Annotated in this window: 13 protein-coding genes; 5 read left to right on the forward strand and 8 right to left on the reverse strand. The window is 63.7% G+C overall.

The genetic code is table 11. The annotated features are described in order from the left end of the window. Window positions 1–88: 88 nt before the first annotated feature. Entirely contained in the window at window positions 89–388 is a 300-nt protein-coding gene (gatC, locus tag EBQ26_RS01660; protein ID WP_122237305.1) for an Asp-tRNA(Asn)/Glu-tRNA(Gln) amidotransferase subunit GatC, read from the reverse strand. Window positions 389–726: 338 nt separating this feature from the next. Here gatC and EBQ26_RS01665 point away from each other — a divergent pair, with 338 nt between their 5' ends. From EBQ26_RS01665 to EBQ26_RS01685, 5 genes are all read left to right on the forward strand, one after another. Then, the gene (locus tag EBQ26_RS01665; protein ID WP_122237306.1) at window positions 727–1,767 is read left to right on the forward strand and encodes a rod shape-determining protein; all 1,041 of its coding nucleotides are present in this window, start codon (window positions 727–729) and stop codon (window positions 1,765–1,767) included. Window positions 1,768–1,843: 76 nt separating this feature from the next. Further along, window positions 1,844–2,794 (forward strand): rod shape-determining protein MreC, encoded by a 951-nt coding sequence (gene mreC, locus EBQ26_RS01670; RefSeq protein WP_122237307.1) that lies wholly within the window; start codon window positions 1,844–1,846, stop codon window positions 2,792–2,794. Window positions 2,795–2,818: 24 nt separating this feature from the next. Further along, on the forward strand, window positions 2,819–3,340 hold the full coding sequence (gene mreD / locus EBQ26_RS01675) for a rod shape-determining protein MreD (RefSeq protein ID WP_122237308.1): 522 nt from the start codon (window positions 2,819–2,821) through the stop codon (window positions 3,338–3,340). Beyond that, window positions 3,337–5,373 (forward strand): penicillin-binding protein 2, encoded by a 2,037-nt coding sequence (mrdA, locus tag EBQ26_RS01680; RefSeq protein ID WP_122237309.1) that lies wholly within the window; start codon window positions 3,337–3,339, stop codon window positions 5,371–5,373. The genes mreD and mrdA overlap by 4 nt, the downstream gene beginning before the upstream one ends. Before the next feature lie 261 nt (window positions 5,374–5,634). Beyond that, window positions 5,635–6,423, forward strand: a complete 789-nt coding sequence (locus EBQ26_RS01685; RefSeq protein ID WP_122237310.1) for a MetQ/NlpA family ABC transporter substrate-binding protein — start codon at window positions 5,635–5,637, stop codon at window positions 6,421–6,423. A gap of 230 nt (window positions 6,424–6,653) precedes the next feature. On the opposite strand, the gene adhP is transcribed toward EBQ26_RS01685, so the two are convergent. From adhP to cphA, 7 genes are all read right to left on the reverse strand, one after another. Continuing rightward, the gene (adhP, locus tag EBQ26_RS01690; RefSeq protein ID WP_122237311.1) at window positions 6,654–7,697 is read right to left on the reverse strand and encodes an alcohol dehydrogenase AdhP; all 1,044 of its coding nucleotides are present in this window, start codon (window positions 7,695–7,697) and stop codon (window positions 6,654–6,656) included. A gap of 155 nt (window positions 7,698–7,852) precedes the next feature. Then, window positions 7,853–8,437, reverse strand: a complete 585-nt coding sequence (locus tag EBQ26_RS01695; RefSeq protein WP_122237312.1) for a cyanophycin metabolism-associated DUF1854 family protein — start codon at window positions 8,435–8,437, stop codon at window positions 7,853–7,855. Window positions 8,438–8,532: 95 nt separating this feature from the next. Then, window positions 8,533–10,830 (reverse strand): cyanophycin metabolism-associated ABC transporter, encoded by a 2,298-nt coding sequence (locus EBQ26_RS01700; protein ID WP_122237313.1) that lies wholly within the window; start codon window positions 10,828–10,830, stop codon window positions 8,533–8,535. A gap of 59 nt (window positions 10,831–10,889) precedes the next feature. After that, complete coding sequence (locus tag EBQ26_RS01705; protein ID WP_122237314.1) at window positions 10,890–11,717, reverse strand: SURF1 family protein; 828 nt, start codon at window positions 11,715–11,717, stop codon at window positions 10,890–10,892. Window positions 11,718–11,842: 125 nt separating this feature from the next. Beyond that, on the reverse strand, window positions 11,843–12,664 hold the full coding sequence (locus EBQ26_RS01710) for a glycosyltransferase (RefSeq protein WP_122237315.1): 822 nt from the start codon (window positions 12,662–12,664) through the stop codon (window positions 11,843–11,845). An 84-nt stretch (window positions 12,665–12,748) separates the two neighbouring features. Continuing rightward, complete coding sequence (gene yhbY, locus EBQ26_RS01715) at window positions 12,749–13,216, reverse strand: ribosome assembly RNA-binding protein YhbY (RefSeq protein ID WP_122237316.1); 468 nt, start codon at window positions 13,214–13,216, stop codon at window positions 12,749–12,751. A gap of 89 nt (window positions 13,217–13,305) precedes the next feature. Then, entirely contained in the window at window positions 13,306–15,894 is a 2,589-nt protein-coding gene (gene cphA / locus EBQ26_RS01720) for a cyanophycin synthetase (protein WP_122237317.1), read from the reverse strand. Window positions 15,895–16,100: the final 206 nt, after the last annotated feature.

Genomic DNA, 16,100 nt, shown 5'->3' on the forward strand with positions numbered 1-16,100 from the left:
GCCCTGCATTTTTTACAGATCAAAAATAAAACAAATCGTGCTGTTTCGGCATGACTGTATTGAGGTGTGTTTTATCTTGATTTGAAAATCACTCGATCACCTTGGGGACGAGGAAAAAACCATCCTCTGCCGCAGGCGCGTTTTGCATGTTGCCGCTGCGGCGGTCGCTGGTGTCGGCGACGTCGTCTTGCAGGCGCAAGGTGATGTCCTGGATGGTGGAGACGGGGTGAAACAGCGGCTCGACGCCTTCGGTATCCACCGCCTGCATTTTTTCGACGAGGTGAAAAAAGCGGTTGATGCTCTCGCGCATGGCCTCGGTTTCCTGGGGCTGGAAGGAGAGCTTGGCAAGGCGCGCAATGCGCTGAATGTCTTCAGAAGAAAGGGACATGACAAAAGTGTGACAGTTTGTCCCAGGCCGCAGGTGTGTAGCGCTTGTTGTGAGCAGGCTCCCAGCCTGGGGATGCGTTATTATCTGCCCTTTACCGTCGTTTCAGAACATTTGAGGGCTTGTTCTCGCTATCTGGCCTCAGGGCCAAATCGCAGTGGAACAATCCCTCTTGTTGCGTCTTGTGTGCAGCAAGCGCCGGTCGCTTGAATTTTTCCAATTTTTTGTCAGGCCATGATTGACGTCGCGCGCGCTGCCTGGGGCCGTCCAAGGCTGGCGCGCCAGGCGTTTCTCGTGTCGGCAATTGGATTGACAGGGCGGGCGGCAGAGGATTTTTTTCAATGATTGGACCTTTGCGTCGCTATTTTTCTACCGATTTGGCGATTGACCTTGGCACTGCCAACACCTTGATTTTTGCGCGCGGCAAAGGGGTGGTGCTTGATGAACCTTCGGTTGTCGCCATCCGCCTGAGCAGCGGCGGCAAAAAAGTGATCCAGGCCGTGGGCCACGAGGCCAAGGCCATGCTGGGCAAAGTGCCCGGCAATATCGAGGCCATCCGCCCCATGAAGGACGGCGTGATTGCCGACTTCGTCATCACCGAGCAGATGATCAAGCAGTTCATCCGCCGCGTGCATCCCCGTTCCATCTTCGCGCCCCAGCCGCGCATCATTATTTGCGTGCCCTGCGGCTCCACCCCGGTGGAGCGCCGCGCCATCAAGGATGCGGCGCTCAAGGCGGGGGCCTCCAAGGTCTATCTGATCGAGGAGCCGATGGCCGCCGGCATTGGCGCGGGCCTGCCCGTTTCCGAGGCGCGCGGCTCCATGGTGGTGGATATCGGCGGCGGTACCACCGAGGTGGGCGTGATCTCGCTGGGTGGCATGGTCTACAAAGGCAGCGTGCGCGTGGGCGGCGACAAGTTCGACGAGGCTATCGTCAACTACATCCGCCGCAATTACGGCATGCTCATTGGCGAGCAGACGGCCGAACTCATCAAGAAGGAAATCGGCTCGGCCTTCCCCGGCGGCCAGGTGCTGGAGATGGAAGTCAAGGGCCGCAACCTCAGCGAGGGTGTGCCGCGCAGTTTCACCATCTCCAGCAACGAGGTACTGGAGGCGCTGACCGAGCCGCTCAACCAAATCGTGTCGGCCGTCAAAACGGCGCTGGAGCAAACGCCGCCCGAGCTGGGCGCCGATATTGCCGAGCGCGGCATGATGCTCACTGGTGGCGGCGCGCTGCTGCGTGATCTGGATCGCTTGCTGGCCGAGGAAACCGGCTTGCCCGTGCTGGCGGCGGAGATGCCCCTGGCCTGCGTGGTGCGGGGGTGCGGCATGGCCCTGGATCGCATCGACGACATGGTCAGCATCTTTACCGACGAAGGATGAGCGACGGTGCCGCCCGATGGCCCAAGGCCTTGCGTGGTGCAGCGTGATGGGCCAGAGCGTGATGTGATGGGCGTCGATGTTTGAAAGACGCACGCCGCACATTTTTGCCCACGGCACCTCGCTTGGCACCAAGCTGGTGCTGCTGGGAATGCTGTCGCTGCTGCTCATGGTGGCCGATGGGCGGCTGCAAATTGCCTCGCCTGTGCGGCAGGCGGTGGGCACGGCCGTGTACCCCTTGCAGTGGCTGATGGCACAGCCCGTGCGGGCGTGGGGCGATGCGCGCCAGTACATGCAGGACTTGCACGCCGCCCAGCAGCACATCGATGAGGCGCAGAAAGAAACCTTGCGATTGGCCGAGCGCATCAACCATGTGGAGCACCTGGAGCAGGAAAACGAACGCCTGCGCGGCTTGTTGGGCTTGCGTGCCCGCATCCCGACCCGCAGTGTGACGGCGCAAATCAGCTACGAGGCGCCCGATCCTTTCACGAATCGCTTGGTCATCGACAAAGGCATGAACGCGGGCGTGCGCCCGGGCGCGCCCGTGCTGGATTCGGCGGGAGTGCTGGGGCAGGTGACGCAGGTGTTTCCTCTCACCAGCGAGGTGCGCGTGGTCACCGACCGGGAGCAAACCGTGCCGGTGATGAATTTGCGCACGGGCCTGCGCATGGTGGCGTCGGGCGAAGCGCGGCAGCGTCCGGGCAAAGGGCTGGAATTGCGTTTTGTGCCGGCAGGCTCGGATGTGCAGGAGGGCGATGTGCTGGTCACCAGCGGCATTGATGGGTATTACCCGCCTGGTGTTCCGGTGGGCCAAGTCCATTTCGTGGAAGCGCACAACGATGCGCCGTTTATCCGCATCTTTGCCCAGCCATTGGCGCAAATCCAAAGCGCCCGTTACGTGATGGTGCTGGAGCCTGTTGGCCTGCCTGGCGAAAACGGCCCGGAACTGCACGAGCCGCATGGTCCGCCCGAGCCTGTGGCAGCCAGCAAAGCGCCCAAGCGCGCCCAGGCCTCCCGCAAAGTGCAGTAGGTAGCGGCCCAGAGGATTACCCCCATGCAACTGCCCCATTCCGCCCAAATTTTGCGCCCGGCCAAGCCGCGCTTCATTGTGCTGAGTCTGCTGCTGGCCCTGTGCTTTCAAGCCTTGCCGCTGGGGCAAGTGCCTTGGAAGCCCGACTTGGCTTTGCTGACTTTGACCTTCTGGGCGCTGCACCAGCCCCAGCGGGTCAGCATCGGCGTGGCCTTTGTGCTGGGGGTGGTGATGGATGTGCTCTCGGCCAGCCTGATGGGCCAGCATGCACTGGCCTACGTGGTGCTGATTTTCTGGGTGCAAACAGTGCAAAACCGGCTGCTGTGGTACCCCACGGGCAGCCAGCAGGCGCTGCTGCTGCTGCTGCCATTTGTCACCGCCAGCGCCCTGCAATGGCTGGCGGGTTGGCTCTCCAGCCACATCCTGCCTTCGCCGCTGAGCTTGCTGGCGCCGGTGCTGCAAACGGTGCTCTGGCCGTTGATGCGCGCCTTGTTGCTGGCCCCGCAGCTGAGCTCGCTGACTGAAAAAGAGCGCCGCCCGCTATGACGGGGTTTGAAGACGAGCGCAACGACAGCAGCCGATTTGCGCTGCGTGTGGCCGTGGTGGCGCTGTTGGTGTTGGCGGCGTTGGCGCTGCTGGGCTTGCGGGCGTATTACCTGCAAGTGGTACGCCACGAGGACTTTCTCGAACAGGCCGAGAGCAACCGCACCGCCGTCGTGCCCATCGTGCCCTACCGCGGCAATATCGTCGATCGCAACGGGGTGCTGCTGGCCTCTAACTATTCAGCCTATACGCTGGAGATTTCGCCCGCGCGCGTGCGCGATCTGGAGCACACCATCAACGAGTTGGCCCAGATCGTCGATATCCAGCCCATTCACCGCCGCCGCTTCGATCGCTTGCGCCGCGAGGCGGGCCGCTACGACTCGCTGCCCATTCGCAGCCAATTGACCGATGAGGAAGTGGCCCGCTTTGCCGCGCAAAGCTGGCGCTTCCCCGGGGTGCAGGTGGCGGCGCGCCTGTTTCGCACCTACCCGATGGGGCACACGGCCAGCCATGTGATTGGCTACATCGGTCGCATCGACGCCAACGACATGGAGCGCATTGAAGATCGCGGCGATGAGGCCAATTACCGTGGCTCCACCCACATTGGCAAAACCGGCGTGGAGGACAGCTACGAAGGCGAGCTGCACGGCATTACGGGAGTGGAGGAGCTGGAAAAATCCTCCGCAGGCCGCCCCATCCGCGTCATGGACAGCTCCCCGGCGCGCTCGGGCAACACCGTTGTGCTCTCGCTGGACATCAAGCTCCAGCGCCTGGTCGAGCAGCTCTTTGGCCAGCGGCGCGGCGCTTTGGTGGCCATCGATCCCGGCAACGGGGAAATCCTGGCCATGGTCAGCATGCCCACCTTCGATCCCAACCTTTTCGTCGATGGCATCGACCATGAGAACTGGCAAGCCCTCAACGAATCCATCGACCGCCCGCTGTTCAACCGCGCCTTGCGCGGCACCTATCCGCCTGGCTCCACCTACAAACCCTTCATGGCCCTGGCCGCGCTGGAGACGGGCGCGCGCAGCGCCAGCACCGTGATCCAGGACGGCGGCACCTGGACTTTGGCCGGTCACCGCTACCGCAGCGGCCATGCCCTGGGGCCGGTGGACATGCGCCGCAGCATCGAGCGCTCCAGCAACGTCTATTACTACTCGCTGGCCTATGAAATGGGGGTGGACAAAATCCACGACTTCATGAAGCCGCTGGGTTTTGGCCAGCTCACCGGCATCGACCTCAACGGCGAAGCGCGCGGCGTATTGCCCAGCCGGGAGTGGAAGCGCCAGGCGTTCAAGGACCCGCGCCAGAAAGTCTGGGTGCCCGGCTACACCGTCTCGCTGGGCATCGGCCAGGGCTACAACAGCTTCACCATGCTGCAACTGGCGCATGCCACCGCCACGCTGGCCAATGGCGGCATCAGCCACCGCCCGCATTTGGCCAAGGGGCGGCTGGACTCCATGCGCAACGAACTGCTGGGCATTCCCCAACCGCCGGGCCAGCCGCTGGGCTACCGCCGCGAGCACCTCAAAGTCATCTTCGACGGCATGGAGGGCGTCACCCTGCGCGGCACATCACGCAAAGTCTTTGCGGGCGCGCCTTACCGCTCCGCAGGCAAAACCGGCACCGCCCAGGCCGCTACCGTCGGCCAGCGCGAGCGCTACAACGCCGCCAAACTGGCCGAGCACCAGCGCGACCACTCGCTCTACATCGCCTTTGCCCCCATTGAAAACCCGCGCATCGCCGTGGCTGTGGTGGTGGAAAACGCCGGCTTTGGCGCTGCCCATGCCGCCCCCATTGCCCGCCGCGTGATGGACTACTGGCTGGCGGGCCGCTACCCCAGCGAGGAGGACATCCGCGCCGTGCAGGCGGGCAAGGCCGCCGCCCCCATTGGCGCGCCGCGCCGCATCGATGAAGTGCCCATGCCCTCATCCATCCTGCCGCTGCGCAGCGCGCAGGCATCGGCCCAGCCCAGCCTGGCCCCGTGGCAAGCCGGGCCGCCTGTGCCGCCCGTGCTGGATGCAGCCACGGATTGATGATGCGCGCTGAACCCTCACCGATGGCGATGAGCGAGCTATAGCTTTTTGGGCATACGCTTAAAACCCATTCATCTATAGCCGCGCCTAGAATCGTCGCCATCTGCGGTGCAGCGTCTAATCTTTCGGGATTTCAAATCAAAGAAAAATTCATTTGTTACTGGTTTTGCCATAGCATATGTATTTATTTTCCTTTTGATTTATAATTTTGTCTCTTCAAGCTGCCCGTATCCCTCAACTGCATTGCTAAGGACTTTTTCCATGATTCGCAAACTGCTTCCCCTGGCCGCTGCGGTGGCCCTCTCGTTTGGCGCGGCCCATGCGCAAACCAAGCTCGTCGTCGGCGCCACGCCCGTGCCCCACGCCGAGCTGCTGCAACACGTGGCCCCGGCCCTGAAAGCCCAGGGCGTGGAGCTGCAAGTCAAGGAGTTCAACGACTACGTGCTGCCCAACACGGCGGTGCAAGAAAAGCAGCTCGATGCCAACTTCTTCCAGCACACGCCGTATCTGGAGAGCTTCAACAAAGACCGCAAGACCGAACTTGTGGCCGTGCCCAATGGCGGCATTCACGTTGAGCCTTTCGGCGCTTACTCCAAAAAAATCAAGGCCATCGCCGATTTGAAAGAAGGCGCGCTGGTGGCCATCCCCAATGATCCCTCCAACTCCGGCCGCGCCTTGCTGCTGCTAGACAAGCACGGTGTGATCAAGCTCAAAGATCGCAGCAACATCACCTCCACCGCTGCGGATATTGCGGAAAACCCCAAGAAGCTCAAATTCCGCGAACTGGAAGCGGCCATGCTGCCGCGCGCGCTCGATGATGTGGATTTGGCGCTGATCAACACCAACTACGCGCTGGAAGCCAAGCTGGTGCCCACCCAGGATGCGCTGCTGATCGAAGGCGAGGATTCGCCCTACGTGAACATCGTCGTCGCCCACAAAGACCGCGCCAACGACGAAGCGATCAAAAAACTGACCGATGCACTGCGCACGGAAGATGTACGCGCCTTCATCCAAACCAAGTACAAGGGCGCGATCGTGCCTGCGTTCTGATGGCGTTTTGACTTTGAACTGGCTCTGAAAGCCAGCCTTCAAAATAGCCAGGCGCAGCCCATACATCAACGGGCAGTAGATGGGTGCGCCAGCATTTTGGAAGGTGATTGGGCAAGTGATTAGAGATCGCTGCCCAAAAAATAAACCGGCGCTTTGCAGTTATTGACTGCAAAACGCCGGTTTTGTAATGCGGGCGGCATGCATTCAAGCGCCGCCAAACGTTGGCTGCATTAACTGTGCGAGCAGCAGCAGCCTTTTTTCATATCAATGACCATGCGGCCCTGGATTTTCCCATCGCGCATCTCCTGGAAAATCGCATTGGTTTCGTCCAGCGAGCGGGTTTGCACCACGGGCACGACCAAACCTTCTGCGCCAAATTGGAAGGCTTCTTCCAAATCCTTGCGCGTGCCCACCAGGGAGCCGATGACCTCAATGCCGTCGAGCACCAGGCGGGGGATGGACAAATCCATTTTCTCCGAGGGTAAGCCCACGGCGACAACGCGGCCGCCAGCGCGCACGCAATCGACGGAGGAGTTGAAGGCCGCGCGCGAAACGGCGGTCACCACGGCTGCATGGGCGCCGCCGGTTTTCTCCTGAATGAAGCGGGCGGCATCCTCTTTGCTGGGGTTGACGACCAGATCGGCCCCCACTTCCTGCGCCAGGGCCAGCTTGTCGTCATTGATGTCAACGGCGACGACGTGGGCGCCAAAGACCTTTTTGGCGTATTGCACCGCCAGGTTGCCCAGGCCGCCTGCGCCATAGATGGCGATCCACTGGCCGGGCTGCACGCCTGAAACCTTGATGGCCTTGTAGCAGGTCACGCCCGCGCAGGTGATGCTGCTGGCCTGGGCCGGATCCAGCCCTTCGGGTACTTTCACGGCGTAGTCCGCATACACGATGCAATGCGTGGCCATCGCGCCATCGGCCGTGTAGCCGGAATTGACCACGCGGCGGCACAGTGTTTCGCGGCCGGTGACGCAGTACTCACAGCCGCCACAGCTCTTGTAAAGCCACGCGATGCTGACGCGGTCGCCCGGCTTGAGCGAGGTCACGCCGGGGAAGACTTCTTTCACAATCCCAATGCCTTCGTGGCCGAGCACGCGACCGGGCTTTTGCCCGAAATCCCCGGCGGCGACGTGCAAGTCGGTGTGGCAAACGCCGCAATATTCCACTTCCACCAACGCTTCGCCATTTTCGAGAGGGCGAATATCGCGCTCTACCAAATCCACATTGCCATTGCTGTCCTGGGTGACGACGGCGGCTTTCATTTTCATGATATTTCTCTCTCAAATAATAATCCGGGAGGATTCCCGAGAGAGAGTATGCGTCTGCCGGTTATGGCTGTCAAATGAACAGGCCGGATTTTGTCGGATATGGAAATGGATTTTGAATTGGATATTCTTTTATCAATTATTTCTTGCGGGATTTTTCAAATAAATCGCCCCAACAGTTTGCGTGAGGCTTTGGGCAGGGCATCGACGTCGGGGACGTGGTATTGCAGGCTGTTGCGATCGGTGATGCGCAGGGATTTGCCTTCGGGGCCGAGGCGGCGGATGTCGTCCTCGCTGTTCAGATGCAGCTCGGTGGGGCCGCGATCGGTGAGCACTTGCCAGGTGCTGGGGGTGGAGAAGCTGCTGACGTGGGTGATGGCTTCGATGGTGGGGATGAATTCGCGTAGCGCCAGGGCGGTTTCGATGGCCTGGCGGCAAGGGGCGGGCAGGGCATCCAGACGGGGGATGTAGGCGCGTTCCTTGCCGTGGGCGTCCACCAAAGAGAGGCATTCGCGCGGCGCGCTCAGGCCAAAGGCGGGCACGGGCTGCACGGCGATGGCGGCTGGCTCGGCGGGGTGAGCCGGGTCGCCGCTGGCCTGCGCATGCAGCAGCAGTTGGCCGTGGGCATCGTAAGCGAGGGCATCGGCCGGGGTGTCTTCACTCAGCAGGCGCACGTGGCGGGGCAGATAGCGCAGGTGCAGCGGCAGCGATGGCGATGGGGGCTGGGCGACGAGGGCGTTCATGGGTTCTCCCTTTTTATCAATCAATAGGAATAAAAATCGCCTTGTTTCGGCATGGTGTGTATCAAGTGGTTTTTATATTGATTTGTAAATATGGGCTATGCCACTGCCTCGCCCAGCAGGCCTTCTTGCTGCTCGCGGCGCTGTTGGGCCTGGTAGAGCCGCCAGTACGCGCCCTGGCGCGCCAGCAGCTCGTCGTGACCGCCCACTTCGACGATGTGGCCACGGTCCATGACGACGAGGCGGTTGGCCTTGCGCAGGGTGGAGAGGCGGTGCGCCACGGCAATGGTGGTGCGGCCTTGCACCAGGTTGTCCAGCGCTTTCTGGATTTCCTTTTCGGTCTCGGTGTCCACGGCGGAGGTGGCCTCGTCCATGATGAGGATGGCCGGGTCGATCAGCAGCGCGCGGGCGATGCTGATGCGCTGCCTCTCGCCGCCCGAGAGGCTTTGGCCGCGCTCGCCCACCAGCGAGTCGTAGCCGTGGGGCAGGCGCAGGATGAAGTCGTGCGCGTGCGCGGCGCGCGCGGCGGCGATGATTTCCTCGCGCGTGGCATCGGGCTTGCCGTAGGCAATGTTCTCGGCCACGGTGCCGAAGAACAGAAACGGCTCTTGCAACACCAGGCCGATGTGGCGGCGGTAGTCGGCCACGGCGATGTGGCGCAAGTCGATGCCGTCGCACAGGATGGCGCCTTCGCTGGCGTCGTAGAAGCGGCAGATGAGGTTGACCAGCGTGGATTTGCCCGAGCCGCTGTGGCCTACCAGGCCAATCATCTCGCCCGGCGCGATCTCCAGGTTGAGGTTGCGCAGCACGGTGCGGCTGCCGTAGCGAAAGCCCAGGTTTTTCAGGCGCAGATGGCCTTGCACGGCGGGCAGGGGCGTGGGCTGGGCCGGCTCGGGCACGGTGGAGACGTGGTCGAGGATGTCGAAGATGCGCTTGGCCCCGGCGGCGGCGCGCTGGGTGATGCTGACGATGCGGCTCATGGAATCGAGCCGCGTGTAAAAGCGCCCGATGTAGGCGATGAAGGCCGCCAGCACGCCTACGGTGATGGTGTTGCCCGCCACCAGCCAGATGCCAAAGGCCCAGACGACGAGGGTGCCCACCTCGGTCATCAGCGTGACGGTGGGCGAGAACAGCGACCAGACGCGGTTGACGCGGTCGTTGGCGATGAGGTTGACGCGGTTGGCCTCGGCAAAGCGCTCCTGCTCGCGCTCTTCCTGCGCAAAGGCCTTGACCACGCGCACACCGGGGATGGCATCGGCCAGCACGTTGGTGATTTGCGACCAGACGCGGCTGGAGCGCTCAAAGCCCACTTTGAGCTTGGCGCGCACGCGCTGGATGAGGATGAAGATGAAGGGCAGCGGCACGAGGGCGGCCAGCGCCAGCGTGGGGTCGATGGACAGCAAGATGGCCGCCGTCATGACGATCATGATGACGTCGGTGGCGAAATCCAGCGCGTGCAGCGAGAGAAAGGTGTTGATGCGGTCGGTCTCGGAGCCGATGCGGGTGATGAGATCGCCCGTGCGGCGGCTGCTGAAGTAGTCCAGCGACAGGCGCATGAGGTGGTTGAAGGTGGTGGTGCGCAAATCGGCGCCGATGCGCTCGGACACCAGCGAGAGCACGTAGGTGCGGCTCCAGCCCAGCGCCCAGGCGACGATGGCCGACAGCAGCAGCGCCCCCAGGTACCAGGCCACCAGCGAGGCATCGATGGGCTGGCCCGATTGGTAGGGGATGAGGATGTCGTCCATCAGCGGGATGGTCAGGTACGGCGGCACCAGCGTGGCGGCCGTCGATGCCAGCGTCAGCACAAAGCCCAGCGCGATGAGCTTGCGGTAGGGCTTGGCAAAGCGCAGCAGGCGCAGCAGCACCCAACTGGAGACGGGCGCTTCTTCTTCCTTCTCGGCGCAGGCTTGGCAGGCGCTGCTGTCTTGCGGCAGGGCCGCGCCGCAGGCCGTGCAGGTGGACATGTCCTGCGCGCGCTGGGCGCTTTGCGCGTCGCCCTGCACCTGGGCCTTGAAGTGCTCGACCAGGCGCTGCGCCTGCACGCTGCCTTGCTGGGTGAGCCGCCAAACGGCCAGTCGCGCCTGGGGCGAGTGCAGGCTGAGGGTGACGAGCGCGGCCTGCTCGGCAAAGCGCAGCTCGTGCTGGCCGTCCAGCGGGTAGCGCGCCCAGCCTTTGGGGGCTTGGGCTTGCTCCATGCCGGCGGGGGCGGGCCAGGCCAGCAAGGCTTGGTCGGTCAGCACCAGCCGCCCCAGGCCAAAGTGCAAATCTTCCCGCACATCCAGGGTCAGGGCGCTGAGCACTCGCTCGCCAGCGGCCAGTGGTAGCGCAGGCCAAGGGTGCGTGAGGGCGGGGGGGGAGGATGCGGCAGAAGTTGCGGAAGAAGGCTGGGCGGTCATATCTTCAGAAGGGGGCAAGCGCGCCTCAGCAACGTGCTGCGCCGGGTTTTGTTGACGCATCACGCCTGCTGCTGCCGCGCCTGGGCCGACTGTGCCTGGCGACGGCCCGCGAGCAGCAAGAACACCAGCGCGGCCACGTTCATCAGCGCCAGGGTGAACCAGGTCAGCGCATAGCTCAAATGGTTGTTGCGCAAGGTGGCCAGGGGCAGGCCAGCGCGCGGCCATTCGGCGTTGGCGGCTTCGGTGGTGGCCGTGTGGGCGTGCACGAAGTAGGGCGCAGTGGGCAGGCTGCTGGCCCCGGCGGCGGGCAGGGGGCGGGCGGCGGAAAACTCGGCGGGCACGCGGCGGTACCAGCGCTCCTCCTGCGGCACGTTTTCGCGCAAAAAGAGGTGGGGCTTGTCAGGCAGGCGCAGCAAGCCGGTGATGCGCACCTGGGCGCTGGGGGCCTCGGGGCGCTGGGCGTATTGGCGCAGCGCGCTGGGCACAAAGCCGCGGTTGATCCAGACGATGGCTTGGGCAGGCTGCTGCTGGCCGTCAGACGGCTGGGCAGCGCCCACCAGCAGCGGGGCCATGGCCCAGTAGCCCGCGCCCAGGGCGGTGTTGGTATAGACGGCCACTTCCTGGTCGCGCAGCAGTTGGCCTTCCAGGGTGATGTGGCGGTATTCGGCGTTGTCGGCTGTCAGCGCGGCCCATTCGGTGGGCGTCAGCGGCGCGGGCACGGGGGCGGCCTGCGTGCGCGAGGCGATGCGCGCTACCAGTTCTTTCTTCCAGGCCAGGCGTTGCACTTGCCAGATGCCCAGGCTGGAAAACAACACGATGTTGAACAGGAAGAACGCCAGCATGGCCCAGCGGGCCAGAGGGCTTTTGCGGCGGGGGGTGTCACTCATGGCAAAGGGGTGAGAAAAGGCAGTTTCGTGATTATTTTACAATTCAATAGGAATAAAAATAACCTTGTTTTGGCATGTTTGCCAATTGGTGGCTTTTCCTTTGATTGGATAATTGGGTGAGGCTTTCAAATCTGGTTGGCGACATCGATCCAGTCGCGCTGAATCCAGCTTGCAGGGCGGATGTAGCGAAAGCGCCGGTTGCGCAGGCCTGCCAGGGCGTCGGGCGGGTTGCATTCGCCGTGAAAGACGATGACCTTGGCCCCTTTGGGGATGAAGGGCTCGCGCCAGAAATTGGTGGGCCAGGTGGGGATGCAGTGGTATTTGAAGCTGGGGCACCAGCCTTCGGGCCAATAGGCCAGTTGGCCTTGGCGGTGCAGGTAGTCAGAGAGGTAGGCCTGTTCGTTGCGAAAGCGCTGCTGCACCTGGGCGACGTGTTGCTGGAAGTATTCCAGCACGTCCGGATGCGCGCCGATTTCAAAGCGGTAAACCGAGGAATTGCCGGTGATGCGGCGCTTTTTCCAGGGCCGGGCGTAGTCGTGAATGATGCGAAACGGCCCGGGCTGCTCGAAGAAGGGATCGAGCGCGCCGACGACGACGACATCCAGATCCAGAAATAGGGCGGTGCCGCGCAGGCCGTAGCGCTCGCACAAATCGGGCGAGAAGGTGGCGAGTTTTTTCCAGGCGCGGTCGGGCTGCTTGGGGTAGCGCTGCCAATCCAGCTCGGGGATGGGGAAGCACTCGACCTCGCTGCGGATGCCTTGCTCGTCGTCAGTCAGGCAAATGAAACGCAGCGCGCCGCTCAAGTGGCGGCGCGCCATGGCGTAGAGGCGGTTGACGTATTCCGGCCCGTATTTCGTGCCCCATTTCATGCACAGCACATGCCGGGCAGTGGGGGAGGCGGGCGCAGCAGTGGGGGAGGCGGGTGCAGCGGCGAGGGCGTTGGGCATGGTTTCAGGCGTGTGGCGCGGGCGGCAGGGCAGCGTGTGCGTGGCGCGCGCGTTGAGGGAGCGTCAGGGCGCGCGCCCTGGCGGTTAATCCAGCGATTGTTTTTTGGCCGAGGCTTGGCGCGGCTTGGCTTTTTTGATGTTGCCGCCTGCGGTCAGGCGCTGGTTGCCCAGCACGCGCAGGTGTTTGATTTCGGGCTTTTGGCCGGGGCGCTTGGCGGGTTTGACGACTTTGACTTGCACCGGCGCTTTGCCCTGGCTGGCGGCTTTGGCCTTGGGCGCTGGCGGGCGCCAGAGCACCAGCAGCTTGCCGATGTGTTGCACAGCGGCGGCGCCCAGGTCCTGGCAGATTTCCTGCGCAAAGGCGTCGCGGGTGGTGCGTTCGTCGCTGAATACGCGCACTTTGATCAGGCCGTGCGCATCCAGCGCAGCGGCGACTTCTTTCATGACGGAGGCGGTCAAACCCTCGGCGCCGATGAGGACGACGGGGTTGAGGTGGTGGGCCTGGGCGCGCAGTTCGCGGCGCTGGGCGGCGGTGAGGGTCAATGCAGTCATGGGAGCGATTATCGGCTGGTAGGGGGAGCGAGTCGGTGGGTTAGTTGGTGTCGCGGGCGGCGCGTCAGCGGTGCGGTACAAGCTCACGCTCACGCTGTGGCGGGTTGCTGCGCCAGGCGGCGCAGGTGGGCCAGGGCTTGTTCCACCTGGTCAACGAGCACGAGGCAGAAATCGCCCGGCTGCAAGCGGGCGATGGCGGTGTCGATGGCCAGCATTTCGCCGCGCACTTCCTGGATGTGGCGGGTGCGCAAGTCATGGCTGCCGCTGGCGCGCTCGAAGCCTTCGCGCAGCAGGCGCAGCACTTCGCCGTCGGCGCGGCCGCGCTGGGCGGCGTCCTGGTAGAGGATGGCCTCATCAAAAGCGCTGGAGAGAATGGCCGTTTGCGCGCGGATGTCTTCATCGCGCCGGTCGCCCGCAGCGCTGATGACCAGCACGCGCTTGCCTGCGGGCGTGGCCTGCACGACTTGCACCAGCGCGCGCATGGCATCGGGGTTGTGACCGTAATCGGCCACAACGGTGGCGCCCTGGATGCGCAGGGTGTTGAAGCGCCCGGGGGCGTTGTCGCTGTCGTTCATGAAGCTGGCCAGGCCGCGGCGGATGGTTTCTGCGGGCAGGCCCAGCGCCCAGGCGGCGGCGACGGCGGCCATGACGTTTTGCACCTGAAAGCCGATGCGCCCGTTGTGGGTGATGGGGATGTCGGCCAGCGGGATGCTGTCGCGCCAGGTGCCTTCGGTGGCGACGATGGCATCGCCCTCGACGAACACGCTGCGCCGCCCTTGCGAGCGGTGCGTGGCCAGCACGGGGTGGTGTTTGTCCATGGCGAAGTAGATGACCTGCCCGGGCGTGGTGCTGGCCATGGCGGCTACGAGCGGGTCTTCCGCGTTGAGCACGGCGTAGCCTTTGGGCGAGACGTTGCGCACCGTCACGCCCTTGACCTGGGCCAGCTCCTCTACCGTATCGATGTAGTTCAGGCCCAGGTGGTCGCCCTCGCCAATGTTGGTGACCACGGCCACCTGGCTTTGGTCAAAGCCCAGCCCTTCGCGCAGGATGCCCCCGCGCGCAACTTCGAGCACAGCGGCATCCACCTCAGGGTGAAACAGCACATTGCGCGCACTGCGCGGGCCGCTGCAATCGCCGCTTTCAATCTGGTGCCCGTCGATGTAGATGCCATCGGTGTTGGTCATGCCGGTGGTCAGGCCATGCGCCATGAGCAAATGCGCCAGCAGGCGGGTGGTGGTGGTTTTGCCATTGGTGCCGGTGACGGTGACGACGGGGATGCGGCCGTCGTTGCCTTTTTCAAACAGCATGTCCACCACGTATTTGCCAATGGGGCGCGGCTGGCCGTAGGAAGGAGCCAGGTGCATGCGCAGGCCGGGCGCGGCGTTGACTTCGACCACGCCGCCCGATTGGTCTTCCAGCGGGCGCTCCACGCTCTCGCAAACGACATCGACGCCGCAAATATCCAGCCCGACCATTTGCGCAGCGGCCACGGCGCTGGCGGCCACGGCGGGGTGTACCGAGTCGGTAACGTCGGTGGCCGATCCGCCGGTGCTGAGATTGGCGTTGTGGCGCAGCACGACTTTGCGGCCTGGCTCGGGGATGGAATCGGGCGTGAGTTGTTGCAATTCAAGCTGGCCCAGGGCGATGTCGTCGAGGCGGATGCGTGTGAGCGAGGTCGCATGCCCGTCGCTGCGGCGCGGGTCGAGGTTGACGATCTCCACCAGCTCGCGCACGGTGTGCTCGCCATCGCCGATGACTTGCGGCGGCTCGCGCCGCGCCGCTGCGGCCAGGCGGTTGCCCACCACCAGCAGGCGGTAATCCTGGCCAGGCAGGTATTTCTCCACCATCACCACGCCGTAATGGGCCGCGGCGTGGTAGGCCGCCTCCAGCTCGGCGGCGGTTTGGATGTTCACCGTCACGCCTTTGCCCTGATTGCCATCCTGCGGTTTGGCCACCACGGGCCAGCCCAGCTCTTGTGCGACTTGCAGGGCCTGCTCCAGGCTATGCACGGGGCGGCCAAAGGGCACGGGCACGCCAGCGGCCATCAGCAGCTTTTTGGTCAATTCCTTGTCTTGGGCGATGGATTCGGCCACGGTGCTGGTGGCATCGACTTCAGCAGCCTGAATGCGGCGCTGGCGCGAGCCCCAGCCAAATTGCACCATGGAGCCGCGCGTGAGCCGCCGCATGGGGATGCCGCGCGCCAGTGCGGCCTGGGCGATGGAGCCGGTGCTGGGCCCCAGGCGCTCGTGCTCGTCTTTCTCGCGTAGCGCGGCGATGGCGGCGGCGGCGTCAAACGGGCGCTCATGCAAGGCGGCGTCGATCAACGCCAGCGCATCGCTGACGGCCTGGTGGCCAACGTCTTCTTCCTTGTATTCCACGATCACTTGAAACACCCCGGCCTCGGAGGTGGGCACGGTGCGCGAAAAGCCGATGGCCACGCCCGCTTCCTGTTGCAGCACCGCTGCGGCAAATTGCAGCACATGGGCCAGGGAGACGGGGCTGCCGTCCTCGCTCGTCGGGGTGCCCACGGCGGGAAACAAGGCGCGCAGCCGGGCCGCAAAACCCGGCAGTTGGGCGATATCGCACTCCTGGGGTGAACATTGCACGTTGACCAAGATGGCCGTCTTACGGCTCCACAAATTAGGGCCGCGCAGAGCGCGGATGCGCAGGGTTTGCATGGTGTGAAGAAGGTTCAGAAGAAGGCCCCCTGGGCAATGGCCGAGGGGGCGAGAAGCAAGGCAGATTGCCGCCAGCCTGGGTGGCGTTTTGTACCATCAAACCCGGAGGCTGTGCCTGGCCGCGACGCCGTGTTGTGCATCGCTTGTGCGTAGTGTTGTTTTTATATCAAAATAAAACTCGATTGAATGCAGAATTGCCGAAACAA

Source organism: Allofranklinella schreckenbergeri, from assembly GCF_003703475.1.
GTDB classification, from domain to species: domain Bacteria; phylum Pseudomonadota; class Gammaproteobacteria; order Burkholderiales; family Burkholderiaceae_C; genus Lampropedia; species Lampropedia schreckenbergeri.

Bases quoted from the DNA above. Each gene is read 5' to 3' on its own strand.
- gatC (WP_122237305.1), bottom strand. From the start codon at position 388: ATGTCCCTTTCTTCTGAAGACATTCAGCGCATTGCGCGCCTTGCCAAG.
- EBQ26_RS01665 (WP_122237306.1), top strand. From the start codon at position 727: ATGATTGGACCTTTGCGTCGCTATTTTTCTACCGATTTGGCGATTGAC.
- mreC (WP_122237307.1), top strand. From the start codon at position 1,844: ATGTTTGAAAGACGCACGCCGCACATTTTTGCCCACGGCACCTCGCTT.
- mreD (WP_122237308.1), top strand. From the start codon at position 2,819: ATGCAACTGCCCCATTCCGCCCAAATTTTGCGCCCGGCCAAGCCGCGC.
- mrdA (WP_122237309.1), top strand. From the start codon at position 3,337: ATGACGGGGTTTGAAGACGAGCGCAACGACAGCAGCCGATTTGCGCTG.
- EBQ26_RS01685 (WP_122237310.1), top strand. From the start codon at position 5,635: ATGATTCGCAAACTGCTTCCCCTGGCCGCTGCGGTGGCCCTCTCGTTT.
- adhP (WP_122237311.1), bottom strand. From the start codon at position 7,697: ATGAAAATGAAAGCCGCCGTCGTCACCCAGGACAGCAATGGCAATGTG.
- EBQ26_RS01695 (WP_122237312.1), bottom strand. From the start codon at position 8,437: ATGAACGCCCTCGTCGCCCAGCCCCCATCGCCATCGCTGCCGCTGCAC.
- EBQ26_RS01700 (WP_122237313.1), bottom strand. From the start codon at position 10,830: ATGACCGCCCAGCCTTCTTCCGCAACTTCTGCCGCATCCTCCCCCCCC.
- EBQ26_RS01705 (WP_122237314.1), bottom strand. From the start codon at position 11,717: ATGAGTGACACCCCCCGCCGCAAAAGCCCTCTGGCCCGCTGGGCCATG.
- EBQ26_RS01710 (WP_122237315.1), bottom strand. From the start codon at position 12,664: ATGCCCAACGCCCTCGCCGCTGCACCCGCCTCCCCCACTGCTGCGCCC.
- yhbY (WP_122237316.1), bottom strand. From the start codon at position 13,216: ATGACTGCATTGACCCTCACCGCCGCCCAGCGCCGCGAACTGCGCGCC.
- cphA (WP_122237317.1), bottom strand. From the start codon at position 15,894: ATGCAAACCCTGCGCATCCGCGCTCTGCGCGGCCCTAATTTGTGGAGC.